General features: G+C 73.0%; 24 protein-coding genes and 1 pseudogene. 8 read left to right on the top strand and 17 right to left on the bottom strand.

Going from position 1 to position 26,016, the window contains the following annotated elements:
• Positions 1-28: 28 nt before the first annotated feature.
• On the top strand, positions 29-1,393 hold the full coding sequence (locus ACIO9K_RS15275) for a right-handed parallel beta-helix repeat-containing protein (protein ID WP_363585942.1): 1,365 nt from the start codon (positions 29-31) through the stop codon (positions 1,391-1,393).
• A 42-nt stretch (positions 1,394-1,435) separates the two neighbouring features.
• Here the strand turns inward: ACIO9K_RS15275 and ACIO9K_RS15270 are convergent, their stop codons facing one another.
• Positions 1,436-2,200, bottom strand: a complete 765-nt coding sequence (locus ACIO9K_RS15270) for a hypothetical protein (RefSeq protein WP_363618389.1) — start codon at positions 2,198-2,200, stop codon at positions 1,436-1,438.
• 140 nt (positions 2,201-2,340) lie between these two features.
• Positions 2,341-4,962 carry an SdrD B-like domain-containing protein gene (locus ACIO9K_RS15265; protein WP_400330006.1) on the bottom strand — a complete coding sequence of 874 codons (2,622 nt, stop codon included), beginning with the start codon at positions 4,960-4,962 and terminating at the stop codon, positions 2,341-2,343.
• A gap of 693 nt (positions 4,963-5,655) precedes the next feature.
• Between ACIO9K_RS15265 and ACIO9K_RS15260 the strand changes: the two genes are divergently transcribed.
• Complete coding sequence (locus ACIO9K_RS15260; protein WP_363585965.1) at positions 5,656-6,030, top strand: helix-turn-helix transcriptional regulator; 375 nt, start codon at positions 5,656-5,658, stop codon at positions 6,028-6,030.
• 36 nt (positions 6,031-6,066) lie between these two features.
• On the opposite strand, the gene ACIO9K_RS15255 is transcribed toward ACIO9K_RS15260, so the two are convergent.
• From ACIO9K_RS15255 to ACIO9K_RS15245, 3 genes are all read right to left on the bottom strand, one after another.
• Complete coding sequence (locus tag ACIO9K_RS15255) at positions 6,067-6,246, bottom strand: hypothetical protein (RefSeq protein WP_400330003.1); 180 nt, start codon at positions 6,244-6,246, stop codon at positions 6,067-6,069.
• Between the two features lie 39 nt (positions 6,247-6,285).
• Positions 6,286-6,582, bottom strand: a complete 297-nt coding sequence (locus ACIO9K_RS15250) for a helix-turn-helix transcriptional regulator (protein WP_363618383.1) — start codon at positions 6,580-6,582, stop codon at positions 6,286-6,288.
• A 233-nt stretch (positions 6,583-6,815) separates the two neighbouring features.
• Positions 6,816-7,694, bottom strand: coding sequence for a LysR substrate-binding domain-containing protein (locus ACIO9K_RS15245; protein ID WP_363618381.1), 879 nt, complete (start codon positions 7,692-7,694; stop codon positions 6,816-6,818).
• Positions 7,695-7,818: 124 nt separating this feature from the next.
• Between ACIO9K_RS15245 and ACIO9K_RS15240 the strand changes: the two genes are divergently transcribed.
• Both ACIO9K_RS15240 and ACIO9K_RS15235 read left to right on the top strand, forming a co-directional pair.
• Positions 7,819-8,871, top strand: coding sequence for a bile acid:sodium symporter family protein (locus ACIO9K_RS15240; protein ID WP_400329999.1), 1,053 nt, complete (start codon positions 7,819-7,821; stop codon positions 8,869-8,871).
• Positions 8,872-9,179: 308 nt separating this feature from the next.
• Positions 9,180-9,761 carry a hypothetical protein gene (locus tag ACIO9K_RS15235; RefSeq protein ID WP_400329996.1) on the top strand — a complete coding sequence of 194 codons (582 nt, stop codon included), beginning with the start codon at positions 9,180-9,182 and terminating at the stop codon, positions 9,759-9,761.
• A gap of 224 nt (positions 9,762-9,985) precedes the next feature.
• Here the strand turns inward: ACIO9K_RS15235 and ACIO9K_RS15230 are convergent, their stop codons facing one another.
• From ACIO9K_RS15230 to ACIO9K_RS15205, 6 genes and pseudogenes are all read right to left on the bottom strand, one after another.
• Positions 9,986-10,852: a DUF2079 domain-containing protein gene (locus ACIO9K_RS15230; protein WP_400330140.1), complete on the bottom strand. Its 867-nt coding sequence runs from the start codon at positions 10,850-10,852 to the stop codon at positions 9,986-9,988.
• Positions 10,853-10,955: 103 nt separating this feature from the next.
• Positions 10,956-11,333 (bottom strand): annotated as a pseudogene (locus ACIO9K_RS15225) (DUF2079 domain-containing protein); the annotation flags it as partial.
• Positions 11,334-11,612: 279 nt separating this feature from the next.
• The gene (locus ACIO9K_RS15220) at positions 11,613-12,062 is read right to left on the bottom strand and encodes a hypothetical protein (RefSeq protein ID WP_400329993.1); all 450 of its coding nucleotides are present in this window, start codon (positions 12,060-12,062) and stop codon (positions 11,613-11,615) included.
• Between the two features lie 349 nt (positions 12,063-12,411).
• On the bottom strand, positions 12,412-13,365 hold the full coding sequence (locus ACIO9K_RS15215; RefSeq protein ID WP_400329990.1) for a Gfo/Idh/MocA family protein: 954 nt from the start codon (positions 13,363-13,365) through the stop codon (positions 12,412-12,414).
• 52 nt (positions 13,366-13,417) lie between these two features.
• Positions 13,418-16,024, bottom strand: coding sequence for a hypothetical protein (locus tag ACIO9K_RS15210; protein ID WP_400329987.1), 2,607 nt, complete (start codon positions 16,022-16,024; stop codon positions 13,418-13,420).
• Between the two features lie 760 nt (positions 16,025-16,784).
• The gene (locus tag ACIO9K_RS15205; protein WP_363585919.1) at positions 16,785-17,603 is read right to left on the bottom strand and encodes an SAM-dependent methyltransferase; all 819 of its coding nucleotides are present in this window, start codon (positions 17,601-17,603) and stop codon (positions 16,785-16,787) included.
• A 422-nt stretch (positions 17,604-18,025) separates the two neighbouring features.
• On the opposite strand from ACIO9K_RS15205, the gene ACIO9K_RS15200 reads away from it, so the two are divergent.
• A complete protein-coding gene (locus ACIO9K_RS15200) occupies positions 18,026-18,586 on the top strand; it encodes an RNA polymerase sigma factor (protein ID WP_400329983.1) in 561 nt (186 codons plus the stop codon).
• A complete protein-coding gene (locus ACIO9K_RS15195; protein ID WP_363585917.1) occupies positions 18,583-19,245 on the top strand; it encodes a hypothetical protein in 663 nt (220 codons plus the stop codon). The genes ACIO9K_RS15200 and ACIO9K_RS15195 overlap by 4 nt, the downstream gene beginning before the upstream one ends.
• Positions 19,246-19,270: 25 nt before the next feature.
• Here ACIO9K_RS15195 and ACIO9K_RS15190 read toward each other — a convergent pair whose 3' ends face one another.
• Both ACIO9K_RS15190 and rpe read right to left on the bottom strand, forming a co-directional pair.
• Positions 19,271-20,230 (bottom strand): pirin family protein, encoded by a 960-nt coding sequence (locus tag ACIO9K_RS15190; protein WP_363618363.1) that lies wholly within the window; start codon positions 20,228-20,230, stop codon positions 19,271-19,273.
• A gap of 201 nt (positions 20,231-20,431) precedes the next feature.
• The gene (rpe, locus tag ACIO9K_RS15185) at positions 20,432-21,115 is read right to left on the bottom strand and encodes a ribulose-phosphate 3-epimerase (RefSeq protein ID WP_350887277.1); all 684 of its coding nucleotides are present in this window, start codon (positions 21,113-21,115) and stop codon (positions 20,432-20,434) included.
• A 264-nt stretch (positions 21,116-21,379) separates the two neighbouring features.
• Here rpe and ACIO9K_RS15180 point away from each other — a divergent pair, with 264 nt between their 5' ends.
• Complete coding sequence (locus tag ACIO9K_RS15180) at positions 21,380-22,231, top strand: SCO6745 family protein (protein WP_363583215.1); 852 nt, start codon at positions 21,380-21,382, stop codon at positions 22,229-22,231.
• Between the two features lie 66 nt (positions 22,232-22,297).
• Here ACIO9K_RS15180 and ACIO9K_RS15175 read toward each other — a convergent pair whose 3' ends face one another.
• The 3 genes from ACIO9K_RS15175 to ACIO9K_RS15165 all read right to left on the bottom strand — a co-directional run bounded on the left by ACIO9K_RS15175 (position 22,298) and on the right by ACIO9K_RS15165 (position 24,518).
• Positions 22,298-23,089 (bottom strand): C39 family peptidase, encoded by a 792-nt coding sequence (locus tag ACIO9K_RS15175; RefSeq protein ID WP_400329977.1) that lies wholly within the window; start codon positions 23,087-23,089, stop codon positions 22,298-22,300.
• Positions 23,090-23,158: 69 nt separating this feature from the next.
• Positions 23,159-23,767, bottom strand: coding sequence for a DUF4188 domain-containing protein (locus ACIO9K_RS15170; RefSeq protein WP_363618503.1), 609 nt, complete (start codon positions 23,765-23,767; stop codon positions 23,159-23,161).
• A gap of 112 nt (positions 23,768-23,879) precedes the next feature.
• On the bottom strand, positions 23,880-24,518 hold the full coding sequence (locus ACIO9K_RS15165) for a TetR/AcrR family transcriptional regulator (RefSeq protein ID WP_400329974.1): 639 nt from the start codon (positions 24,516-24,518) through the stop codon (positions 23,880-23,882).
• 88 nt (positions 24,519-24,606) lie between these two features.
• Here ACIO9K_RS15165 and ACIO9K_RS15160 point away from each other — a divergent pair, with 88 nt between their 5' ends.
• A complete protein-coding gene (locus tag ACIO9K_RS15160; protein WP_363618357.1) occupies positions 24,607-25,065 on the top strand; it encodes a hypothetical protein in 459 nt (152 codons plus the stop codon).
• 17 nt (positions 25,066-25,082) lie between these two features.
• Here ACIO9K_RS15160 and ACIO9K_RS15155 read toward each other — a convergent pair whose 3' ends face one another.
• Positions 25,083-25,799, bottom strand: coding sequence for a cyclic nucleotide-binding domain-containing protein (locus ACIO9K_RS15155; RefSeq protein ID WP_363583207.1), 717 nt, complete (start codon positions 25,797-25,799; stop codon positions 25,083-25,085).
• Positions 25,800-26,016 lie beyond the last annotated feature (217 nt).

The following is a 26,016-nucleotide window of genomic DNA, read 5'->3' as shown; positions in this document are numbered from 1 at the left end:
CGACATTGGAGACGATAGAACACCTCTCATGCAAATCCCGATGATGCGTCAACTCACCCACCGACCCTCACCTGCACGTGCGACGAGACCGCTGCGACGGCTGTCCGCGGCGCTGCTCGCCGCCACCCTGGCGCTGGCCGGCTGCGCGGCATCGGGCTCCTCCTCCGACGAGGCGCGCCATCCGGCCGGTACGGTCGTCCAGGTCCCGGAGGACTTCCCGACCGTGCAGCAGGCCGTGGACGTCGCGCGCGAGGGCGACACGGTGCTGGTCCACCCGGGCGTGTACCCGGAGAGCGTCCGGATCACCAAGCCGCGCATCGTCCTGCGCGGGACGGACCGCAACGGCGTCGTCCTCGACGGCGGGGTGCGGCTCGTCAACGGCATCACCGTCACCGGCGCCGGCTCGGTGGTGGAGAACCTCACCGTGCACGGCTACCTCGCCAACGGCGTCCTGTTCACCGGCGTCACCGACGAGCACCTGCAACGGCACGGCGCCGGCGGCTCCGCGTACGACCCGCTCGACACCAACCGCTTCCCGCCCGTCCAGGGCTTCCGGGCCTCCCGGGTGACGGCGTACGACAACGGCCTGTATGGCATCTACGCCTTCGACGCGCGCGGCGGCGTGATCGAGGACTCCTACGCCTCCGGGCAGGCCGACTCCGGGATCTACGTCGGCCAGTGCAAGCCCTGCGACACCCTCGTGCACGGCAACACCGTGGAGCGCAACGCGGTCGGCATCGAGCTGACCAACGCCTCCGACGGGCTCAGCATCCTCGGCAACCGGGTGGTCGGCAACCGGGTCGGCGTGACGGTGAACTCCAACGACCTGGAATCCCTCGCCCCGCAGCACGGCGCGGTGATCGCCGGGAACGTGATCGCCGACAACAACGCCGCCGACACCCCGGAGCAGGCGGACGGCGGCTTCGGCATCGGCCTCGGGATCGGCGGCGGCACCGCGAACCAGGTGCTGCGCAACCTCGTCCAGGGGAACCGCGCCGCCGGGGTCATCGTCACCGACCCGCCCGGGCACCCGGCGAGCGGCAACCGCGTCGAGGGCAACCGCGCCACGGGCAACGGCGTCGACCTCGTGCTGGCCTCCACCGACCCCGGCAACTGCTTCACCGGCAACACGCCCGACACCCAGAGCCCGGAGCAGTTGGAGGGCCTGGCGGCGTGCGGGGCGCAGGGCCGCGGCCCGCTCCCCGGCGGCCGGCCCGCCACCGTCATGGCGCCGCCCGGCGTGCCGTTCCACCAGGTGCGGGCCCCGGACGCGCAGCCCTCCCTGCCCGACCCGTCGGCGCCGGGCCGGCCGGCGACGGACCTTCCGGGGCCCGTCGACCCGGACCGCTACGCCCTGCCCACGGACACCGCCGCCGTGCCGCAACCCCGGTGAGCCCGGGCCCCGGTGAGCCGCAGCCCCGGCGGCCCCGGGGCCTCACCCGGCGGCCCACGGCGCCTCCGGCATCCGCACGCCGTCCTGCCGACCGGTGAGGTCGACGGTCGTCGGGGTGCCCAGGCCGGACATCCGCATGGTGACCCGGCGCAGCGCGCCGGCGCCGTCGACCCAGTAGGTCAGCGGCGACGGCCCGCCGTCCGGGGCGGCGCCCTGGGCACGCGGGCCCGAGAAGCGGTCGTAGTCGCGGCCGTCGATGCGGTCCCGGCCGAGCAGGCGCGCCCCGGACTGGGCGAGCAGCAGCGGGTTGTCCGGCCGGTCGGCGCCGAGGCGGACCAGCAGGCCGAGCCCGGCGTCCAGCGGGTCCGCCGTGTAGGAGCGCGGCGACCAGCCGGAGCGGGGGACGTGCTCGGCCTGCTCCCAGGCGGGGCCGGAGCCGGCCGGCTCCGGGGCCAGCCCGAGGCCGTCGCCGTCCCAGATGATCAGGCCGTGGTCGAGCTGACCCGAGGCCCCGGAGACCTGGTAGCGGCCCACTCCCCGGCGGGTGCGGTAGTCCACCACCCCCTCCACCCGGATCTGCACGCCGCCGCCCTCCGCCGCGGTGAGCGCCACCGCCGCCGGGCTGGCCTGGTACAGCGTCAGCCGGGACAGCGCCAGCCGGGACGCCTCGTCCATGGTCACCGGCCGTTCCTCCGGTTCGCCCCAGGCCGTCACCCCGAGGACCGTGGCCCCGGCGACCACCACCGCGCCGACCACCCCGACGAGCAGGCGCAACCGCGCCCTCTTCCCGATCTTCCTGCGGGCCATCTGGCAGCCCTCCTCCTTGTCATCACCGTCGTGCTCGTCGTCGCCGTCGTGCTCGTCGTCACCGTCGTGCGAACGAGCGGCGGGCGGGCCCGTGGCATGACTCGCGCCACGGGCCCGCCCCAACTCACCGCTTCCTATTCCTACTGGTGCCGCGCCCTGCGCTTACGGGCGACGAGGACCAGCGCACCGCCGGACGCCACCAGCACCGCGCCGCCGACGATCCCCAGCGGCACCAGGGCACTGGCGCCGGTGCTGGGCAGCTGTCCCCCGGGCGGGGGCAGCGGGTTCGCCGTCGACGGGCTCGGCGACTCCGTCGGCCCCGGCGGCGTGGTCCGCTCCGGCGTGCTCGGCGAACTCGACGGGCTCGGCGAGCTCGACGAGTTGGTCGGCGTCGGGGTCGGGGTCGGCGTCGGGGTGGGCAGCAGCCGGTTGACCGCCGTCACCGAGACACCGTCCGCGAGGTTGTCGGAGGTCAGCGCCAGCGGGCCGAACACGGTGGTGTCCGGAGCCGCGTAGCCGTCGGGCGGGCTGAGCTCCTGCCAGTAGTACGTCCCCGGCACCCCGGCGCCCTGGCAGAGGCCGTCGGCGCCGGTCGTGCAGGGGCCGCCCACCGCCGTGTCGGGCTTGTCACCGCCGGTCTGCAACCCGTCGGTGCCGTTGGTGTCGTGCCACAGCTGGAACTTCGCCCCCGCCAGCGGCTTGCCGTCCTGGTCGTGCTTGACCAGGCGCAACGCGCCCTCCTGCTGCCGGAACCCGAAGTCGAAGGTGTGGTCGTTCTCGCCCGGCCCGCCGGTGGTCAGCGCCCGCTCGGGGAACTTCGTACCGGGCGGCACCAGGCCCTTGGAATCGATGAAGTGGTTGTCGCCGACGTCCGCGTCGGTGGGCACCCACTGGTAGAGCGGCCCGCCCTTGGCGTAGTCCGCCGGGTTGTCGAGCCGGATCGTGTACTTGGTCCTCGGCTTGAGGCCGCCGGTGACGTTCGAGTCGTCGAAGTAGTACTCGCCGCGCTTCGTCGTCTTCGTCGTGCCGACCAGCTTGCCCGACTCGTCGTAGAGGTGGACGGTCGCGCCCTCGACGGGGCGCTGGCCCGGGTTCTGGACGCCCTTGCGCTCGGGGTCGTACCAGACCCGGTTACCGATCTGCAGCGGCGCCTGGTCGCAGAGCACCTCCAGGTCGCCCATCGAGGCGCCCTTGCCGAACGGCGCGATCGTCCCGGCCGGGTTGAGCCGGAAACCGAACTGCGGGTCCTGCTGGCCGTTCGCCCGCTGGAGGAACGACGTGCCGTACCCGAGAGCGGTGTGGTTGGGGTCGAAGGCGGAGACCGCGACGGTGCTCTCGACCTTGGACAGCGCCATGCCGGCGAACGCCGTGTTGCGGTGGCCGCCCCAGGTCGTATCGAAGAACCGGGTGCCCCGGGGGGCGAGCCCGCACCCGTTGTTGGTGTCCATCACGTACGTGCCGTTCGCCCGGCAGGCCTTGTTCAGGTCCCCGCCGGACATGACGACGGCGACGAAGCCCGGCACCGGGGCGCCCGGCGCGCGGTCGCTGAAGCGGTCGCGGAAGGCCAGCAGCATCGAGCCGTCGGTCTCGAACGTGATCTCGCCCAACTCGGGCTCGGGCTTGGCGATGGTGGCGCTGCCGCACGGGCGGCCGTTCTGCGTGGTCGGGTAGGTGCTCGTCCACGGGAACCAGCCCGCACCGTCGCACGGGCCCGAACCGACGGTGGACTGGCGCGGGTAGTCCAGCGGCTGGTCCAGCACCGGCTTGCCGAACACGCCGGTGGCGAGGTCGAAGGGCAGGACCACCGCGCGCAGGTCGGTGAGCTTGCCGGTGGACTCGCCGGAGCACACTCCGCCGAGGTAGCCGGTGCCGTCCTGGAGGCCGAGGCCGAACGGACGCCAGTCCCCCGCCGCCGGGCAGCCCGGGTCGGGGATCGGGTAGGAGGCCGTCGGGCTCCCGGCGGCCGGCAGGGTGGCGTTGTAGCGGTAGAGCCTGCGGTCGTTGAGGTTGACGACGAACAGGTCCTTGCCGTCGTCGGTGATCTTGATGCCGCCGAGGCTCTCCTTGCCCGGCGTGTCGAGGAAGGCGTCGTCGGTACCGCCGCCGTGGGCCGTCGAGCCCGCGTTCGGGACGGTGGTGAACAGCGTCGTCTTCTTCTGCGCGATGTCGGTGACGTAGACCGCCCCGGCACCGCCCGGGCCGTAGTCGGTGGTGCGCTTGGCCACCGCCGAGGAGAACAACCGCCGGTCGGCCTTGTTCCAGGCGATGCCGTACAACGTGCCGGTATCGGCGTTGGTGGCGAGGTTCGTGGCGGTCACGCCTTCGCCGTCCTGGCCGCGCGCGCTGTACGGGAAGGAGACCAGCGTGCGCTGGGCCCCGCCCTCGCGGTCCATCGGCTGGCAGGTCGTGACCAGCGGGGCGTTCTTCTGGCAGTAGTCACCGGGGTTCCAGAGCCCGGTGGTGTACGCCACGTTCTTGCCGCCCGAGAGGTCGACGAACTCCTCGTTGCTGCTCAGCTGGGTCGGCGCGCCGTCCAGCCCCTGCCGCGAGGCGAACGCCGGGAACAGCACCCCGGGCTTCGGATTCACCACCTGCACCCGGTACTTGCCCCCGGACGGCTTGGCCGTCGCCGGGGCCAGCGTGACCGTCCCGTCGGCCGCCGTCACCCCCTCGATCGCGACCCCGGCGTCATCCGTGAGCGTCACCTTCACGCCCGCGAGCCCTGGCTCCAGGGCCGGTGTCCACACTCCACTGGTGTCCACCGCCCGGATCACCCGGACGGTCACCGTCCCGTCGCCGGGTTGTGGAAAAGCCGCCGGCGCCGTCACCAGCGCTGCGGCGGACAGTCCCACCGTCAGCGCCGCGACCTGCGCGGCGCACCTCGTTCGCTTCCTCGTTCGTCCCAATGTCCCGCTCTCATCATCGACGGGTTATCACACCCGGGCCGATCAGGAGTTCATCAGCAGACCGGCAATCTAATATATCCGCAAGGGAATTGACGAAAGTTCATGTGCACGCGCGACAAGAGCGGCACACCCACTCCACCATCAGTTCGAATCCGGACCCGTTCGTCCGATACCGGCCGCTCTGCTCGAAAACAGCGCCTTCGACCGAATTCGTCCGGACGAGGCGGTGGGGTGCGGAGGCGGGGCGCGGGGACGGCGCAGGGCAGGGCAGGGCGCAGGAACGGGGGTACGGGAGCGGGGGCGCGGGACCGGACGGGGCGGGGCGCGGGGACGGCGCAGGGCAGAGCAGGGCGCAGGAACGGGGGTACGGGAACGGGGACGCGGGACCGGACGGGGCGGGGAGGCGGCCCGGGGAGGCGGCCCGGGGCAGCGGCCGGCGCACGCCTCCGCGCGACCCTGTCGGACCGGGCGGGTAGCGTGGCAGACGTGCCCCAGGTGTCCCGACTCCCCCTACCCGACCTCGCCCGGCTGCGGCGGGCCCGCGACCGGATGGACCGCGACTACGCCCAGCCACTGGACGTGCCGGCGCTGGCGCACACCGCACTGATGTCGCCGGGCCACTTCTCCCGCAGCTTCCGCGCCGCCTTCGGCGAGACCCCGTACGGCTACCTCATGACCCGCCGGATCGAGCGGGCCAAGGCACTGCTGCGGCGCGGCGACCTGAGCGTGACGGAGGTCTGCATGGCGGTCGGCTGCACCTCGCTGGGCTCGTTCAGCTCGCGGTTCACCCAGCTGGTCGGCGAGACCCCCAGCGCGTACCGGGCCCGGGACCACGACCACGCCGCCGCCCTCCCGGCCTGCGTCGCCAAGGTCCACACCCGGCCGACCAGGACCGGGGAGACGGGCGACCCCACCGGCCCTTAGCCCGGCTCCGACCGGGCTCGGCAGTGGCCCCGGCCCCTACCGCCGGCCCTGCTCGGGCCGGTCGTCCGCGTCCGGGTCCGGGGGCAGGCCCACCTCCTCGCGGTCCTCCTCGGTGCGCTCGTCGAGATCCTCCTCGTCGGGCCGCCGGGGCAGACCGCGCCCGTGCCCGGTGTCCGGGTCGCCTTCGACGTCCTTGTTGGACTTGTGGTGCGACATGGCGCCTCCTCGCCCCCGATTCCGCCGGTACCTTCCCACTCAAACGCGCGCCCCGGGCCCCCGCAAGCCGGGGCCGCGGTCACGGGGCGCCGCGCCCGGCGCGGCCTCGGGGAACGCCGCCGACTCGAACGCCGCCGACTCGAACTGCGCCCGCTGGTCGGCGTCCAGCCGCAGCACGTCCACGAGCAGCCGCACCGTCTCCCGCCGGGGCCGCAGCGCCCCGCCCCGTTCCAGGTTGCGCACCGCGCGAACACTCAGCGTGGCGAGATCGGCCAGTTGCTGCTGGGTCAGGCCCCGGTGCTTCCGGTGTCCGTGCAGCATGTCGCCAAATCGCATCTTTCCCGACCTTTCCCTGTCCGCGCCAGCCGGCTGCTCTAGCCTTCGTAACGCGACCGGGGAACCGTCGGGTTCAACGGCCAAGCGGCGTGAAGTCCGCCTCAAGTCACCGCCCTTGACTCTCTGTCACCGTCGACGGAAGGAACCCGCCGGCACGCCGCCTCGCCACGGCCGCGCGCTCGCCCACAGCCGGGGCGACCCCCGGCCGTCGCCCCCCGTCACGGCTCCGCCTGTCACGGCTCCGCCCGCTCCGGTGCGCGTTGCAGGCGGAACGCGTCCGCGAGGACCGCCTGGGCCAGCACCCGGGCCGGGCCGCGCGCCGTGGTGCGCCCCGTGGTGAGGGCGAACTCGATGGTGCCGAGGCCGGGCAGGCCCGGCTGGTCGGGCAGCACCCGCAGGCCCGACGGGATCAGGCTGCGGGCGTGCGGCACCACCCCGAGGCCGGCCAGCGCGGCGGCCCGGACCCCGGAGAGGCTGGTGCTGGTGCAGGCGATCCGCCAGGGCCGCCCGTCGCGTTCGCAGACCTCCAGGGCGCGGACCCGGGTGAAGCTGGGCGGCGGGTAGACGATCAGCGGCAGCGGCTCCGCCGGGTCCGTCCGGAAGTCCTCCGCCGCGATCCACACCAGCTTGTCCTGCCGCACCAGTTGCCCCTGTGAGCCGCCGCCGGGCGGGCGCTTGCCGAGTACCAGGTCGAGCCGTCCGTCTGCCAGTTGCTCGTAGAGCACGGCGCTGAGGCCGACGGTGAGTTCGAGGTCGACCTGGGGGTTGCTCCGCCGGAAGCTCCGCAGGATCTGCGGCAGCTCGGTGTGGGCGAAGTCCTCCGAGGCGCCGAACCGCACCCGCCCGCGCACCTGCGTCCGCGCGAAGTAGCCGAGCGCCTGCTCGTGCGCCTCCAGGATCGTCCGGGCGAAGCCGAGCATGGCCTCGCCCTCGCCGGTGAGCCGCACGGAGTGGGTGTCGCGCAGGAAGAGCTGCCGGTCGGCGGCCGTCTCCAGCCGCCGGACGTGCTGGCTGACCGTCGACTGCCGCAGCCCCAGCCGCTGGGCGGCCCGGGTGAAGCCGCCGGTCTGGGCCACCGCGAGGAAGGACCTCAACTGCACCGGATCGAACATCCGGCCATTCTATCCGCTGATATCACGGATCATGATGACAGTGAGTGCCGCCAGCGGGATTCACAATCACCCCGGCGGGCGGCAGGCTGGGGCCATCCCACCCGAACCGCCACCGCGGAGAACCATGCCTCGCCCGAACCACCCGCTCCGCTCCCACCTGCCCCGTCGCCCCGCCCGCCTCCGGGTCGACCCGTTCATCGCCGCCCTGCTGGGCACCGTGGCAGTGGCCGCCCTGCTCCCCGCCCGCGGCAGCGCCGCACCGGCCTTCTCGGACGCCGCCACCGGCGCGGTCGCCGTCCTGTTCTTCCTCTACGGCGCCCGGCTCTCCGCCCGCGAGGCCTGGGAGGGGCTCAGGCAGTGGCGGCTGCACGGCACCGTGCTCGCGGTCACCTTCGGCCTCTTCCCCCTGCTCGGGATCGCCGCCCACCTGCTGGTGCCGGCGGTGCTGTCGCCGCAGCTCTACCAGGGCCTGCTGTTCCTGACCCTGCTGCCCTCCACCGTGCAGTCCTCGATCGCCTTCACCTCCATCGCCCGCGGCAACACGGCCGCGGCGGTCTGCAGTGCGACCTTCTCCAGCCTCTTCGGCATCGTCCTGACCCCGCTGCTCGCCGCCGTGCTCCTGCACACCAAGGGCGGCGTCTCGCCGGGCACCGTGCTGGAGATCGCCGAACAACTCCTGCTCCCCTTCGCCGCCGGCCAGGTGCTGCGCCGCTGGATCGCCGCCTGGATGGCCCGCCACCGCGCCGTCCTCGGCCTGGTCGACCGCGGCTCGATCCTGCTGGTCGTCTACAGCGCCTTCAGCGCCGCCGTGGTGGGCGGGGTGTGGGGTGCCCTCTCCCTGCCCCGACTGGCGGCACTGCTGGGGGTGGAGGCGGCGCTGCTGTGGCTGGTCCTGACCGCGACGCTGCTGGTCGGCCGCCGGCTCGGGTTCGGCCGGGGCGACCTGGTCGCGATCGTCTTCTGCGGCTCCAAGAAGAGCCTGGCCAGCGGCGTCCCGATGGCCACCGTCCTCTTCCCGGGCCCGGCGGCCGGGCTGATGGTGCTGCCGCTGATGCTCTTCCACCAGCTGCAACTGATGGTCTGCGCCGTCCTGGCCCGCCGCTGGGGCGCGCAGGCCGAGGGTGCCGGGGCCACGGCACAGCCGACGGCCGCGCCGACCCTCGACCACGTGGCCTGACGGACACCGCGCGCCCTCAGCGGCCGACGACGTCGACGGCCGTTGAACCACTTCACGGTGCCGAGGTCGACCAGGGCCCGGCGCCCCTCCGTCGACCGGCCGGCCGCCACCTTCCCGGTGTCCGCCCGCCGGTGTCCGCCCACGCCGGAGGGTCGGACCGCAGCGCTGGACCATTCGAGGCGTATCGGCGGGATCCCCGGGATGGCGACAGCCGGAATTCCTCGCGCCGTGCCACCGTCCCCCTTCGGCCCGCCCCGCTCCGAGTGCGAGGGCCACACCCCCGGTCCGACGAAAGAAAGGGAATCCACGTGTCCGTACGCCGAAGCGCCGTCACCGTGTCCGCCGTTCTCGCCGCCCTGTGCACCGCCGTGACACCGGTCGCCGACGCCGCCCCGACGGCCGCCGCGGAAATCCTGAACTGCACCGTGAACGCCGCCGTCACCTTCGGCCCGCCGCTCTCGGCCGGCCCGGAGGCCACCACCGTGGCGATCGGCGGGACGGTGAGCGGCTGCCTCGACTCCCAGGGCGGCCCGACGGCCGTGACGGGCGGCACCGTCACCGCGACGCTCAAGTTCGGCACGCTCAGCTGCAACCCGCTGACGCCGCCGGCCATGGCGCTGGGTTCCACCGCGACCTTCACCTGGAACCTGAAGGACGGCACGCAGGCGAGCAGCACCATCACCGACCTCGCCGTCGTCGACGTCGACGGGGCCGGGACCCTCACCGGCACCGTCACCGGCTCCTCCACCCGTCTGGCCGGGGAGAACCTGACCACCGTCCTCAACATCGACAGCGACCAGCCGATCCTGGACAACTGCGTCGACGTCCTGCTCGGAGTCGGCCAGCCCATCGCCCAGTCGACGCTGACCGCCGACGCCGCCTTCAGCTGACACCAGGCCGACCTGCCGTCCCTCCGACCTCCGTCCCTCCGCCCCTCCGCCCCTCCGTCCCGCTGACCTGTCGTCCCTCCGACCCTCCGTCCCGCTGACCTGTCGTCCCTCCGACCCGCGCGGGGCCGCCCCGCAAGTGGCGGGCCCTGCGCGCGTCGGCGCAACCACCGCACGTTGGCGTCGAGTCGTCGCCATGCCTCCCGCCGTCCGACCACCGCCCCGGGTCAGCCCGCAGGGTCGGTGAGCCGGTAGACCGTGATGCCGGCGGCGCTCGCGACGGGGCGGTAGCCGGCGGCGGGGAGGGCGCGGAGGGCCTCGGCCTCGTCGCGGGCGGAGAGGAGCCCGTCCCGCGGGTGGTCGGCTGCCACCACCCAGTCGGGCCGCGCGCCGGGGGCGCCCGGGTAGCGGGGGAAGAGGTAGACCCGGGTGCGGCCGGTGAGTTGGGCCGCGAAGCCGTTGGCGGCGGCCACCTCGGCACCGTCCGGGATCCGGCGCAGCAGCGCGCTCACCGCGTCGACGGTCGCGTCACGCTGCCAGGTGGCGGGGCGGACCAGCTCCGCGAGGGGCTGGGTGGGCAGGGCGGCGGCCGTCACGGCGAGCCCGGCGGCCACGGAACCGCGGACCGTCCACCGCCGCAGGCCGCGCCGGGCCCGGAACCGCAGCCCAAGCCGGGACAGGGCGTCGACGAAGGCGAGGAAGACGATCGGCATCAGGACGGCGCCGTAGTGGAAGTCCGTCCCCCAGTAGGACGGGTTGGTGGACCAGAAGCGCCAGCCCAGCGTCGGCAGGGCGAGCAGGATCAGCGGGGAGCGCAGCGCCAGGAACGCGGTGGGGGCCAGAATCGTGACGACGGTGTGCCACTTCTCGCCGGGCAGGAGCAGCCTGGTCACGGGGTTGCCGGCCGGGCCGTCGACGCTGGAGAGGTAGGTGTAGGCGCCGTCCGGGTTGAGGGCCGGGATGACGACCAGCAGCACCAGGAGCAGGGTGGCGGCGGAGAGCGCGACGACGCTCGCGCCCAGTCGGCGGCGGCCGTGCCAGAACAGGTAGCAGCCGATGACGGCGACCGTCGCCGCGAGGTCCTCCTTGACCAGCAGCAGCGGCAGGGCGAAGCCGACCGCCGACCGCCGACCGCCACTGCCGGAGCATCAGCCGCTCCAGAGAGAACGTCAACAAGGGTACGGCGAAGGCGATTTCGTGGAAGTCGAAGCCGACGGCCTGTTGCAGGCCGACCGACAGCCCGTACGCCACCCCGATGCCCGCGCCCGCCCACCGGCCGACCGCCCGCACCGCGGCCCTGGTCACGGGGACGGCCGACACGGCGACCAGCGCCGCCTGGGCGACGAGCAGGGTGAGCGCGGAGGGGAAGGCCCGGTAGAGCGGTGCGAGGGTGGCCAGGATCGGGTGGAAGTGGTCCCCGAGCAGGTGGAAGCCCGGCCCCTTCAGCTCGGAGACCGGCGCGCGGCCCTCGGCGTAGCCGCGGAGGGCCTGCTCGAAGATGCCCAGGTCGAAGCCGTTCGTCCGCAGGTGCAGGTGGCGGGAGACGGACAGCGCGGTGTAGGCGGCGAACAGCACGGCGGCGAGCGCCCAGGGCAGCAGGGTCGCACCCGCCCCCTCGGCGGCGGGCCGCCGCCGTTCGGGCACGGGCCGGGTCTCGGCCGTGGCGCGGGCTGCACGGATCGGGCTCAGGGGCAACGGGGGCTCACTTGCGACGAGGCGGACGGGGGAGTGACCCCAGAAGCCTCCGACCAACCCGCTGAAGATCCGCTGAAGAAGTCTGAGCACACCTTCAGGAACCCGTGACGCCCCCGTGCCCGCGTGCGCGGGTGCGCGGGTGCGCCCGCGGGCGCGCGGTCAGGACACCGGTGCGCGGGGGGCGAAGTCCGGCAGGCGTTCCAGGCTGTCGGCGACCGCCGCGAAGCCGTAGTCGATCATCTGCCGCTCGTACCCGGCGACGGCGGTCAGCCCGGCCAGCAGCAGCTGGCGCAGCACGTGCCGGTCGACGGCGGTTCCCCCGTCCACCGCGCCGAGCCGGCGCAGCTCGCGCAACTGCTGGTCGACCACGCGCCGCTCGCCCGCCATCGGGCCCGTGACGGCCTCCAGCAGGGGGTGCAGCCGCTGCGGCAGGCACTGGCGCAGCGCGGCGCGCCCATGCTCGTTCAGGCCGATCCGGAAGCCCTGGTACCGGCTGTGCGCCCCCTCCTCCCGCTCAAGGACCCGCACCTCCACGCCGGCCCGGAGCAGCCCGTCCGCCAGGCAGAGCCCCCCGAGCCAGGCCCCGGCCACCAACACCTTCGTGCCCACTCCCCCGTCTGTCGCGTGCCCTGCGGTCACCGACCGCGATCCGCCGCGATCCGCCGTCCCGCCAGCCTCCCCCGCCGGCCTGGCACTTCGTCAGTGATCTTTGTTTCCCGAACCACATGACAACTGTCACTGCGCACGGCCCACCGGCCGGAGGCCCCGCAGGCCCCGCAGGCCCCGCAGGCCCCGCAGGCCCCACGCGCAGACCGTCCGGTGGCTGGAGGCGAACCGCCGGGCCCTGCGGCTCTCCAACCGCCACGACCGGCCCGAGGAAGGAGGCCGCCGACCAGGCCGGCGAGTTGACCCCCTGGTAGCGCCCGCGGGTGCTCGTCGCAACGTCCCGCCCCGGGGACTACTCCGCGCCGGGCGCCGCGTGATGGATCTCGGTGATCCTCGCAGCCGCGTCGAACCCGAGGACCGGGTCGGGGCGGTCGGAGAGCAGGCTCTCGTACAGCGGCCGGTAATGGGCCACCTTCCGGGCCGTCCGACCGTCCGTCCCGAAGGCGGCGAGCAGGTCACCGTCCCGGGCTGCGAAGCCGGTCATGGAGGTGTGGTCGATCCACACCTCCACGCCCGCCCGGCCGAAGACCAGACTGCTCTCCTTGCTGCTGGAGCCCGTGAGCCAGCTGCTGCGCAGTCGTGCGGTGCCCGACTCGCCCCGGGACCGGTACTCGGCGGTGCACCACGCGCTGGCGCCGCCGTCCAGCTGCCGGGCGGAGGTGAGCGCCGTGAGGTCGACCAGGCGGGTGAGCATGCTGAGCTGGTTCACCCCGGAGTCCATCCAGCTGGAGCCGTAGGACTCGTAGGCACCGCTGCCCTTGAGGACGTAGGGGTCGTAGAACGCGGAGGTGACGGCCGTGACGGGCCCCCACTCGGGGTGCTCGGCAAGCAGTTCCGCCGCCCAGCCGACCTCCGGAGAGAAGGCGAAGTGGTGCGCGGTGAACAACCGGCCCCGCACGTCGACCGCTTCGTGCAGCGCGCGGAGCCGCCCGAGCGAGGCGAGGTCGTGGACGAGGGGTTTCTCGACCAGCACCTTGGCCGTGGAGAGCCGGAGAGCCTGGGCCGCCAGCTCCGCGTGCGTGTGCGTGGGAGTGGCGAGCACGAGCAGATCGGGTCGGTGCTCCGCGAGCGCGTCGTCCAGGCCGGCGTAGTGACGCGGGGTGGTTCCACGGAACGAGGGCGGTTCCGGCCGGTTCGGATCGACCGTGAACTCGACCAGCACATCGGCCCGTTCGGCCAGGACTGCGAGATGGGTCTGTGCGATGGTGCCGACGCCGACGAGGCCGACGCTCACGAGGTCAGTCATCAAACTCTGCTTTCTCCGGACGACTCGGCCGAGGTGCGGGGGCCGGGGAGAGTCATCGACGTGTCACCACCGCTGCCCAGCGACCCAACGACGCGACGGGGCCGTCCACCCAGCCGACGGCAGGCAGGTGCTCCGCGGCGGCGAGGGAGCCGTCGATCCAGGAGGTCGCGATGGGAACCCAGTAGGTGTTGCCTCCGGACGTACGGGTGCGCGCATCGAGCTCGGATCGCGTGCGACGAGCACCCTCGTGGTCACCGGCGAGGACGCCGAGGAGGATCTCGGCCACGTCCGCCAGGTTGTGGCCGCCCCGGTAAGCGATCCCGTCCGCAAGGTGCCGGGTGTCTCCTACTGCGGACCGGGCAGCGCTGACGTCGCCGGCCATGGCGTGGGCCACCGCCTCGGCGGACCGGAGCTTGACCAGTTCGACGGGGTTGGGCACCAGGTCGAGCAGTTCCCGGGCCCGGCCCGCCGCGTCGGCGACGGCTGCCGTGTCCCCGGACCAGCAGGCGGTCTGCGCCAGGTTGGCGAGTGCCTTCGCCTCTGCGGCGGCCAGTCCCTCGCGCCGCGCCAGGCCGATCGCCTCGTGGTAGACGGAAGTCGCTTCCTCGAAGCGGGCGTTGACCCGCCAGATGTGCCCGGTCAGCCGGAGCCGTTCGCCTTCGTCCTCCGGGCCACGGACCGGTTGTTCATGCAGGGAGGCGAGAGCGGCCGCGAACCGCCCGTTGAGGTAGTCGAAGTCGCTGAGCCAGTAGCGGGCGGCCGCGTCGAACTCGCCCCCCACCAAGCCCCGGTAGATCTCCGCGGCCTGCGTGTAGTCGCCGTGGTTGCGCAGGGCGTGGGCGAGGTGGATGCGGACCAGCTGTGCCGTTCGGCCACCGTGCCGCACGCCTCCGGCCGCGCCGCCGAGCAACTCGATCGCCTCCTCGACGCGGCCGGTCCGGCGGAGCTGGACTCCTCGGATGGCGGCCCGGATCGCCCGGTACTCGGGGAGGCCCACCGGGGCGCCGGTAAGACCGGCTCCGAGCTCCGACCACTGGCCGGCCTCGACGAGTCGCTGCGTGGCCAGCGCCATCCAGTCGTCGAAGACACCGTGCTCGGCAGAGAGCTTGAGCCCGGTTTCGAGGGCTTGCGCCGTCGCCACCCGCCCGCCGGAGGCGCCCAGGCGTTCGCCCAGCCAGCTCAGCAGCCGGGCGGCGACCTCACTGCGGTCACGATCCGACCAACCGTCAGGAAGCGTCCGGTCCGCCTCGCCGATGGCCTGCCGCAACGCCACGTGCAACGCGTACGGGAACGCGTAGGCGTCGTCGTGTGTCAGGAACGGTCGGCGAAGGAACCGTGCCACGCTCCCGTCGGAGACTCCGGGTTGACCGGCGCGCAGCAGCTCCGCGCCCACCCGGTCGGTGAGCGCGGCTGTTCGGACCAGGTCGCGTTCCTCCCGGGGGAGGTCCCTGATCGACCGGGTCGCGACGGCTGTGAACGAGCCGCCGAAGTCCGCCACGGAAGGTTGCCCACCGCGTGCCAGCAGGGCGGCGCAGTGGGAGACCGACAGGTCCAGGTACAGGGGAAGCCCCTGGCCGCCGGAGATGACGCGTTCCCGGATCTCCGCCGACATCGCGGGCTCACCGTCCCGGACGAGGGCCTCACGGAGATAGCTGTCCGCGTCGGAGTCCGACAGGTACCCCACGAGGTGCTGCCGCGGTTCGGCCGTGTCGTTGCTGAAGTGCAGATGGGGCCAGCACTCCGGGCCGGTGAAGTCCAGCTCGCCGCCCGCACCCGAGTCGGCCCAGTCGATCCGGTTCCGGCCGGTGATGACGAACAGCACGTTCGGCATCAGATAGGCGCAGCGCTGGACGAACCGTTCCACTGCGCGATCGGCCTGACCGTTGACCACCTCGAAGGTGTCGAGGAAGACGCACACCCGGGGCCGCCGGCCCGGCCGACCGCCCCGGGGCTGCCGTTCCAAGTCCCAGGCCAGCAGGTACGGGAAGTACGAGAGCGTCTCGTAGTCGGCGTCCGCCTCGACCAGTTCGGCGAACAGATCGCAGTCGGCCAGCAGCCGGCCCTCCCGCACCCGGTCCCGGACAGCGCGGTACGTGACCAGCGCGGCCCGGTGGGCCAGTCCGGTCAGACCTCCCAGACCACCCGGGTCGACCTGCTTCACGGCCTCCGCGATCTGGTCGCCCAGCGCGATGCTCCGCGAGGCGCGCCGCAGCGCCGGCGAGGCGTCCAGGAACTCCTGCAAGGCCTCGCCGGGGTGAGCGCGAGCCCAGTAGGAGGCCAGGGCCAGGTCGAAGGCCGGCCAACGGCTCCCCAACTGGCCCAGGGCGGCCCTCAGACGCAGCAACAGGCTCTCGATGTCGCCGGCGCCCTCCTCCGAGAGGTCGATCCGCACGGTCACCACGTCGTCGCGCTCCTTCTCCCGCGCTTCGGCGAGGAGGCGGCGCTCCAGCTCGTGGGAGAGCGTCGTCTTGCCTATGCCACCCACGCCGTAGAAGGTCAGCACATTGCGGCGGCCCTGCCCGCGGTCCACGACCGGCGAGACCTCGGCCTCGTCCAGCATCCGGTGAAGCTCGTCGACCGACCGGGCGAATGCGGCCACTTCGTCGACCCGGTTGGTGAAGACCTGCTGAGCCGTGACGGTGGACGAAAGGCCGCTCATGAATGCAGCCCTCAGGTTCACCCGTGCCATGCGGCCTCCAGACGTGCGTCGAGCCACGGTCGGTTCGGCGGCATCTCCCGCGACAGGATGCCGTGCTGAAATCTTGTCAGTGATTGCTGCGGCGCCACAATCTCGTCCATGGGGTTTTCAGACGGCCGACCCCGCGCGTTCCTCGGCCACGACGACGGGGCGCGGCGGGGCCTCGGGGAGGCTCCCCGAGCGTGTCTCGACCTGCGTGGCGTGCCGCATCCGCCGACTGGTCGATCCGTTGGGGTGCGGCGTCGAGGAGTTACGGTTCGTCAAGGAGCCTGATACCGGCGCCATATGCCGTACGCGTCGGACTGGATCGTGGCGCTCGCACTCCCGGAGTGGGACCGTCCGATTCCGGCAGGAGTGCCTTTCCCGGGCGTGCGACCCGATGACCACGCCGGCCGTGGAGGAGATCGTCACGCCGCCGTTGCGGCTCGCGGGCGAGCCGCAACGGCCCGCCTCGGGGCAGGTCGCGGCGCGCGTGACGTACCTGGGCGCGTGGTGATCCGCCGCGTCCGACGGCTGGTCCGCCTCGTGGTGCCGGACCGCAAGGGCCTGTCACTGGCCTGGAGCACGATCAGGGGGCGCAAGGGCGGCTTCGTCGGCTCCTTCGTCGCGATCGCCGCGGGCTCGGCGGTGATCACCGCCTGCGGGATCCTGCTGATGTCCGGGCTTGAACATCCGGGCTTCGAAGCTGCCAGACTGGAAGCTGCCGGACTGGGAGGACGGCTCAGGGGCGGATGGCGACGGCCCCGTAGCAGGAGGCCGCTGCGTCGGTGATGTGCTCGGTGTCGTCCGCAGGCGCCGCCGGGTGCCAGCGCGGAGTGGCCGCGACGCCCGGCTCCAGGAGGTTCCAGCCGGTGAAGAACTGCGCGAACTCGTCACGGGTGCAGGCGGCGACGGGGGTTCCCGCGGCGGTGTAGACCTGGATGAGCCGGGCGGTCTCCTCGGCGGCGAAGTCCTGCGTGAAGTGGCTGACCACCAGCGCGGAACCGCTGGGCAGTTGTGCCTTGAGGCCTTCGGTGATCCGCTGGGCCTCGAACGGCACGAAGTGCAGCAGGGCGTTCATGCTGAGCGCGATCGGCTGGGTGAAGTCCAGGATCGCCCGGGCCGAGTCCAACAGGTCTCCGGGCTCGCGCACATCGGCCTGCACGTAGGCGGTGACGCCCTGCTCGGTACCGCGCAGGAGCGCCTGCGCGTGGAGGAGCACGATCGGGTCGTTGTCGGCGTAGACGACCTTGGCGTCCGGTGCGACCGACTGCGCGACCTCGTGCAGGTTCGGCGAGGTGGGGATCCCGGTGCCGATGTCGAGGAACTGCCGGATCCCGGCCTCGGCGAGCAGTTGCGTCGACCGGCGCATGAAGGCACGGTTGGCGCGCGCGGCGGAGCGGGCGTAGGGGAAGACCGCCAGGGCCCGGCCGGCGGCCTCACGGTCGGCGGGGAAGTTCGTCGTGCCGCCGAGGTAGTAGTCGTACATCCGTGCCGAGTGGGCCAGGTGTATGTCGAGGTTGACCTCTACGTCGTCGGTCCTGGCGGTGCCGTCCGTCATGCGTTCCCCCTGATACGTCATCGACTCGCCCTGCGCAGGACAGGACCGATCCGCGCCCGCGCCACAGTGGCGAGCGGTGGCGGACCCTGGCGCGGCCCCTTCCACTATGCCCACACGCCCGAACGGCCAAGCAAGGGCCGCCACCGGTGACGACGCGACCGTGAAGCAGGACGACCGAATCAGAGCATGTAGTGACTCACTCTGACCATGTTCCGCACGGTATCTCCATCATCCGCCGCACCTTATGTCTGATCTCGAAACACCTTGTCGCGGTTTAACATCTCGGCATCCAATCCGCCTTAATGTTCCTACCAGGGAAGCGAGTTCCCACTGTGACCGCCGCACGGCCGTGGGGCTCAGCCACGGTCGACGGCCCGCGCCGGACGGCAGCCGACAGGCGTGCCGCAGGGGAGGAATGGGACGTGACCGAGAGCGACTGGGTGGTCGGAGACCGGGACCGCCTGACGTTCGACGCGTTCTGCGACACGCACGAGGGGGCGTGGACCGGGTTCGCCCGCGCGCGCCTTCGCGACGACACCGCCGCACACAGAGCGGTGGAGATCGCGAAGGTCCGCGTGTGGAAGGAGTGGCCGCGCATCCTGCGGGAGAAGATCCCACCGTTCCACGCCTGGACGATCCTCAAGGAGGAGATCGGCGCCACCCTGGCGGAACTGATGATGAACGGCGAGCCGCTGCCCACCCAGGCGAGCGTCCCCGGGTGGGTCTACGCCGTGCGGATCGCCGCCGAGCGGGCGCAGCACCTGATGGAGACCGGGGGCACTCACGAGCAACTGTACGTCGCGCTGCGGCGGTTGTCCGAGCGGCGGCACGACGTGATCGTGCTGCGCTACCTGCTCGACCTGCCGGACGAGCAGATCGCCGACTGCCTGGGGACGACCGAGGCCAACGTCCGTTCGACCGCGAGCCAGGCTCTCGACCGTCTGGCCGCGGCGCTCGGCGGCCGACGCGGGGAGAGCCGGTGAGCACCGAGCACGACCGGGCCCTGCACCCGAACATGGCCGGCATCCACCTGCCCACCCGGGCCCCCCGGCCGCAGCCAGGGGGCACGGGCGTCTCCTGGGAGCGGCTGCTGACCGCCCCGAGTCCGCTGTCCTCCGAGCACAAGCAGGCGGCCCACGAACTCGACCTCGCCGCGTCCCTGGTCCTCTCGATGCCGTCCGCCGCGGCCTCCCTGGGCCTCCTCGTCAACGCCGAGCAGATCCACCCCGAGGGCGCCCTCGTCCTCGGCGCGCTGCTGTACGTCGCGGGCCATCGCGACGGCGCCCAGTTCTGGTGGCAGTTCGCGGCCGGCGGCGGTTCCTACACCTCCGCGTCGTTCCTGAGCCTGTTGCACCGCAGCCTCGGGGAGTTCCTGGACGCGGAAGTCTGGCGCCAACAGGCCGAAGCACTGGCCACCAACCCCCGCCCGCCACAGCGCGTCCTGAGCACTCCTCACGCACTGCTGCCGGCCCAGGTGCTCACCGACATCCTCGCCCGGTGCCACTACGGCCTCGACGTGAAGCTGCCCCCCCGCCTCGCGGCCGTCATCCACCAACTCCCCGTCGCCGGCGACGACCCCGAGTACGGCGAACTCCCCCAGATGAGCAGCACCCTCGTCCGCGACCTCACCGACGAACGCTAGCGACCGCGAACCCCGTCTCCCCGCCTCAGCGCACGCGCCCCCGCGCCTTCAGCGGAAGGGCGGGGAGCTCCGGAGCCCGCAGCCGGTCGCCGGCGTAGCCGTGGACGTCACCGAAGCGGGCGGTGGACATCCAGTCCTCGCGGGCCCGGGTGATCTCCTCACCGGACCGGCCGATGAAGTTCCACCACATGAGGATCTGCTCGTCGAAGGGTTCGCCGCCGAGGAGGAGGACGGCGGCGTCGGTGCGGGCGTGGAGGGGGAGTTCGGGGCGGCCGCAGCCGAGGTAGAGCATGGAGCCGGGTTCGACGCGGACACCGTCGACGTCGACGCTGCCGGACATGGAGAGGACGGCGTACTCGAAGTCGGGGACGAGCGGGAGCTTGAGGTCGGCGCCCTCGGTGAGGGCGAGGTCGGCGCCGACGAGGGGGGTGTAGGCGGTGCCGGGCGAGGTGGCGGTGTCGAGGGTGCCGAGGATGACGGTGCCGTGCAGGCCGGGGGCGGTGACGACGGGCAGGTCGGCGTGGTGCTCGAAGGTGGGGGCGGTGTGCCGGTGGGCGTCCGGGAGGGCGACCCAGAGCTGGGCGCCGTGCAGGTAGCGGGCGTGCGGGCGCGGGGATTCCTCGGAGTGGGAGATCGCCCGGCCGGAGGTCATCAGGCCCAGTTCGTACGGGCGGACGGTCTGGAGGCTGCCGAGGCTGTCGCGGTGCAGCACCTCGCCCTGGTGGAGCCAGCTGACCGTCTGGAGGCCCATGTGGGGGTGGGGCGGGACCTGCATGCCGGGTTCGTCGGCGATGTCGTCGGGTCCGTAGTGGTCGACGAAACACCAGGCGCCGACCATCCGGCGGCCCAGATTGGGGAGCAGTCGGCGGACCATCGTGCTCTCGCCGAGCTGGACCTGGCGTCCGGTCAGCAGGTCCTTGACCGGTCCGGTGTCGGCCTCGCGGCCGCAGGTGGTCGGGGAGGGCTTGCGGTCGAGGTTGCTCATGTGCGGTTCCACCACCGTGCGGAGAGGGGCCGGGCGAGGGGCGTTCGCCAACGATCATCCCTGACGACCGCCGGATCCTCCACCCCTCGCCGGGCGGGGCCAGGCCGGGCCGGGCCCCTGAACGGCCCGGCCCCTGAACAGCCCCGTCTCTGAACGGTCCCGCCCCTGAACGGCTCCGCCTCTGAACGGCTCCGCCCGGGCTCAGTGCCCGCAGGCCCACCAGGCGTCCGCCGAGGCCTTGGTCGCGAGCTCCCGCAGCTTGCGCACGGCCTCGGCCGGGTCCTCGGCCCCGTACACCGCCGAGCCGGCCACGAACACGTCGGCGCCGGCCTCGGCGCAGCGCTCGATGGTGGCGGCGGAGACGCCGCCGTCGACCTGGAGCCACAGTTCCAGGTCGTGCTTGGCGATCAGCTCCCGGGTGCGGCGGATCTTCGGCAGCATGATGTCGAGGAACGCCTGGCCGCCGAAGCCGGGCTCGACGGTCATGATCAGCAGCATGTCGAGCTCGGGCAGCAGGTCCTCGTACGGCTCGATGGGCGTGCCCGGCTTGAGGGCCATGGAGGCGCGGGCGCCCTTGGCGCGGATCTCGCGGGCGAGGCGGACGGGCGCGGCGGCGGCCTCGACGTGGAAGGTGACGGAGCCGGCGCCGGCCTCGACGTACTGGGGGGCCCAGCGGTCCGGGTCCTCGATCATCAGGTGGCAGTCGAGCGGGATGTCGGTGGCGCGGGCGAGCGACTCGACGATCGGGATGCCGAGGGTGAGGTTGGGGACGAAGTGGTTGTCCATCACGTCGACGTGCAGCCAGTCCGAGCCCCTGACGGCCTCGGCCTCGTCGGCGAGCCGGGCGAAGTCCGCGGACAGGATGCTGGGGTTGATCTGCGCCATTACCGACTACCTTCACACGAGGGTTCACTGGAGGGCTGCGGCGTCCCGGGAGCGGGCACCTCGTCCCATCATCTCGCGCCGCCGCCCCGCCGGGCGCACACCGGGACCTCCCCGTGACCGTCATCACACCCGGTGCGGGATTACCGTGGCCGCCGCCGTGGTCATCAGCACTGAAGCGGCCCGCGCGCGCCCGATCCGTCGGCGCCCGCCGAGCCGCCCCGTCCGGCCGGGTTCGCCCCGCCCCTCTCCGAGGAAGGTCCTTCGATGGCCGATCTCGTCCACCCCGCCCGTGCCCTGTGGTGGCTCTTCGAACCGGTGCACTCCGTCACCTACTTCCTGCCCGAGAGCCGCGAGGCCTACGAGGCGGCCGGACTGCACGGCGGCTGGCGCGGCTACTTCGCCAGCCGGTCGGCACCGCTGGGTGCGGTGGACGCGCCGCCGGTGATCGCCGCGTTCTTCAGCTTCTCCCCGGCGATGGTCGAGCGCGCGCTGCCGGAGGTGTGGACGCACGCCAGCCCGGAGGAGGCGCTGGCCGCCCGGCTGAAGGGCTCGGCGGGGGCGCTGGCCCGGCTGCTGGAGCACGTGGACCCGGCGCAGGTCGAACTGGTGGTGGAGGCCCTGGAGCGGGCCGCTGGCCGGCTCGACTGCGTCGGCCGGGTGCTGGCCGCCGCCAACGCCGCGCTGCCCCGCCCCTCCGGCCTGTACGAACGGCTGTGGCAGGCCGCCACGGTGATGCGCGAGCACCGCGGGGACGGCCACGTGGCGGCCCTGGTGGCGGCCGGCCTGGACGGCTGCGAGGCGCTGGTGGTCCGGTGCGCGATGGACGTCCGGCGCGAGATGCTCCAGCCGATGCGCGGCTGGACGGACGAGGAGTGGGACGCGGCCGCGGCGCGCCTGGTCGAGCGGGGCTGGCTGACCACGGCGGGCTCGGTGACCGAACTCGGCCGGATCCGGCACCAGTCCCTGGAGGCCGCCACCGACCTGGCCGCCGCACGGGTCTGGGAGGACTACCCGCGCGCCGAACTCGACCGCCTGGCCGCCGCGTTGAAGCCGATATCGGCGCTCTGTCGCAGCCAGCTCCCGGTCAACCCGGCCGGCCTGCCGGACAACCCCTGATCAGCCCCCGATCGGCCCCCGATCAGCTCCTGATCAGGGGCTGATGAGGTCCCGACCAGCCGCCGGTCAGCTCCCGACCGGTTGCTGGTCGGGAACCGATCGGGCGCCACCCGCGCCACCCGTGCCCGGCGGGCCGAGGACGATCCCCCGCCCGGCGTAGAAGCGCTCGAACGACCGCCACGGCACGTGCGCGAAGGACTGCGACTCCCCCGGGAATCCGGACGGGTTGTGGATCACCACCGCCGTGTCCGTGGCGCCCACCACCAGCACCAGGTGTCCGCCCCGCCGCACCGGTGCCGGACCGGCCGGCTCCCGGATCGCGGGATGCACCGACACCATCACCAGCCGCCCGCCGGCCACCTCGGCCGCCAGCTCCGCGGGCGCCAACTCCCTTGCCTGTGCGGCCAGTCCCCACCGCCGCCGGACGTAGTCGGCGAACGGCGTGTGGATCAGTCCGCGCAGGCTCTCGCCGTCCCGGACGTAGGCCCCCGCCGCCACGCACTCCCCGGCCAGCGTGAGCGCCGGCGGCGCCAGGCCCCACCAGTGGTCGAGCGCCATCCGCAGGCAGGCCACCCCGCACAGCCGCCACGACCACCACGCGTACTCCTCCGGGGTGGCCGCACCGGACTGCCCCCACCGAGGGTCCTCGGCCGCGTCGACCTGCCCGTCGATGATCACCCGCACCAGTTCGGCCGATTCCCACTGCGCGTGGTACGGCACCTCGTGCACCACCGGCCCGCCCGTGGGTGCGCCGCCCGTCTGTGCGCCCGCCGGTGCTCCGGTCGATGCGCCGGTCGGCGCGCCCGCCCGTACACCTCTCGGCGTGCCCGCCGGCATCCCGCCCTGCTCCTCCGCCATCCCCCGACGCTCTCACGCCGCGGCGCCCGGGCCGACCCGCGACACTCCCTGAGCGCCCGGTGAGCACCCCTACTCGGGCACGCGCTCCCCCGAGACCTCCTTCAAGCCCTCCTTCGAGCCGCCCTGCGGGCCTTCCTTCGCGCCCTCCTGGCGACCCTCCTTCGAGCCGCCCTGCGGGCCCTCCCCCGACCGGTAGGCCAGCCGCTGCGACGCGCGGCGCCCGCGCGCCTCGAGCGGCAGGGAGCCGGTGGCGCCCGCGAGACCGAACGGCGGCATGTCGAAGTAGATCGACTCGTACCCGCCCTCCGGCACCACGTACGTCTCGTGCCACAGCCCGACGTGCCGACGGGCCTTCCCCTCCCGCAGTTTGCGGTTGACGATGCCCCAGACGCTGTGGTGGAAGCCGTCCGGCGCGCTCGCGTAGCCGTACAGCTTCTCCTTCGACTCCCAGTACTGGACGACGTAGTACGTGCGCGGCGAGGCGGTGAGCAGGATCCGCCCGCGCAGGCCGCGTTCGGGGCTGCGCCCCAGTTCGTACAGCATCCGGAACATCGCGAACATCACCGGGCCCCAGTGGTGGACGGCCCAGAAGCGGTTGATCCGCATGCCGATCAGCAGCACCACGGTGTCGCCGGTGGCGCCCGCGGTGGTGTAGCCCGGCGTCGGCTTGGCGAACATCGATCGGACGAACGTCGTTCCCATGGACATCTCAGCCTCCCGCACCCCATGTAATCGGTGATTACATCAGGGCCGGGAAACCCGGTCAAGGCTCACTGCACGCACAAATCGGTTACTGCGAAGGAAGGTTGGCGATTCCCTGGCCGAAGGTGTCGAGCACCTTCCCGGCCAGATCCTCCGCCTCCTCCTCCGGCAGGTAGCCGTCCACGATCATCTGCGCCAGCCCGAACACCAGCGCCTGCCCGGCCAGCCCCATCAGCCCCGGATCCCCCGGGCGCAACCGGCCCGCCTCCTGGTCCGCCACGATCAGACCGGTGAACGCCCTGTCCATGCCGTCCAGTTGATCCCGCAGCTCCGGCTCCCGCGAGGCCACGAACACCCGCGAACGCACCAGATCGAACCGGTGCGGATGGTGCAGCGCGTACCGGACGAACCCGAGCCCGACCGCCCGCATCACCGACCCCCCGGCCGACCCCCCGGCCGGATCCACTGCCGCCACCGCCGCCACCTCGGCCTCCTGGCACCGCGCGAAGTCCGCCAGCACCCGGTCCGCCAGCGCCGTCAACAACGCCTGCCGGTCCGCGAAGTGGCGAAACGGCGCCCCCGCCGACACCCCGGCCCGCCGCGCCACCTCCCGCATGCTCACCTTCTCCTGCCCGTACTCGTCCAGCAGCTCGAACGCCGCGGCGACCAGCGCCTCCGGCAGCGATCCGTGGTGGTACGAGCTACGCCCGCCAGGCCGTTCCGTCATGCCTGCCTTGCTACCACAGCAGGCCGCCCCACCAGGAAACCTTCACCCCACCGATCGGAGCCCCATGCCCACGCCCGCACCTACGCCCATGCCCGTGCCCACGCCGGCCCCCACCCCCCAACCTGCCTCCCGCGCCGCCGCCTTCGCCGCCGCCTACGCCCTCCTCCGCGCCTCCGCCACCCTCGCCGACCACTGGATCCAGACCGACCACCAGGCCGGCACCAAGGGCCGGCCCACCCCGGCCGGCCGCCGCGCCTGCACCGCACACGTCGCCGCCTACACCGCCACCCAGGCCGCCGCCCTCCTCCTCGGCACCCGCGCCCTCGGCCTCCGCCCCAAACCCCGCCGCCTCCTCGCCGCCCTCGCGCTGTCCGCCGCCACCCACTACCTCGCCGACCGCCGCGAACCCCTCCGCCGGGCGGCCGACTTCACCCGGCGGGGAGACTTCGTGCGGCTCGCCGACCACGGCATGAACGGCGCCTACCTCCTGGACCAGGCCTGGCACCACGTGTTCGAGACCGGCGCCGCCCTGATCGCCGCGACGTGACAACGACCGTCAACCGCTCACGACAGTCCGCCGAGCCGCGCGGCGGCCGCGCGCAGACCCTCGGGGTCCTCGACCACGAGCCGCCCCCGCCGACCGGCCAGCGTCCCGCCGAACGGCGTCACCGACACGACCTGCCGCACCTGCTTGGCGCCGATGCCCAGGCAACTTGCGAGATCCCTTTGGACAACCGGAAGTTGGACGTCATTCGCCACACTCCGCGTAATCCCCTCCTCGTGGTCGAGCAGCGGCACAAGGACCCATGCGACCCGAGCCCGGTTGTCGCCGGGCTGCGCCAGCATCTGGGCCTCCCAGTGTCGGCCGGCGATGTACGACGAGATCGCCAAGCCGTAGTCGCGCTGGAAACCGGGGCTCCGAAACGTCTCCCCGGGCACAATCGCCACCTCACAGTCGGTGTACGCCGTCACCGTGGCCGTCCGCACGCCGAAACCGAGCACGGCGAGGTCCCCGATGAGGTCGCCGCCACGCCGGAAGGCGAGCAGCCGCTTACCCGCACCGGCACGACCCCCGATCTGGTCGACCCTCACCACACCTCTGATCACGACGATCACGAAGGCGCCCACGTCGCCCTGCCCCACCAGCTTCCGGCCCGCCGGAAGCTTCCTCCGCTCGGTGCCCTTGAGGACGCCGTTCCACGCGGCCGGGCCCACGAGCGCCTGAAAGGTCCGGTTCGGGCCCATGAGCAGCCCCGACGAGGAGTTGTTGCACAAGTTCATGGCGGGAGATTAGGGGAGCGATCGCCAACCAAGGCCCGGGTAGGACGAGTTGGCGCGTGAGGCGCGATCCGCCCGGCACCGGCTGCTACCCTGCCGCGCCCCTTCGCCGGCCACGAACCAGGTGTGGCGCAGGACACACCGCTAAGGGGTCGCGGGCCCCCTAATCCTCGCCGGCCGACCGCAGACTCTTCGTCGTCAGCCCGGCGACCGCCGAACC

This window comes from Kitasatospora sp. NPDC087271 (assembly GCF_044744605.1).
Taxonomy (GTDB): Bacteria; Actinomycetota; Actinomycetes; order Streptomycetales; family Streptomycetaceae; genus Kitasatospora.
Note: the sequence above shows the minus strand (reverse complement) of the source record. Positions and strands in the feature narration are given on the sequence as shown.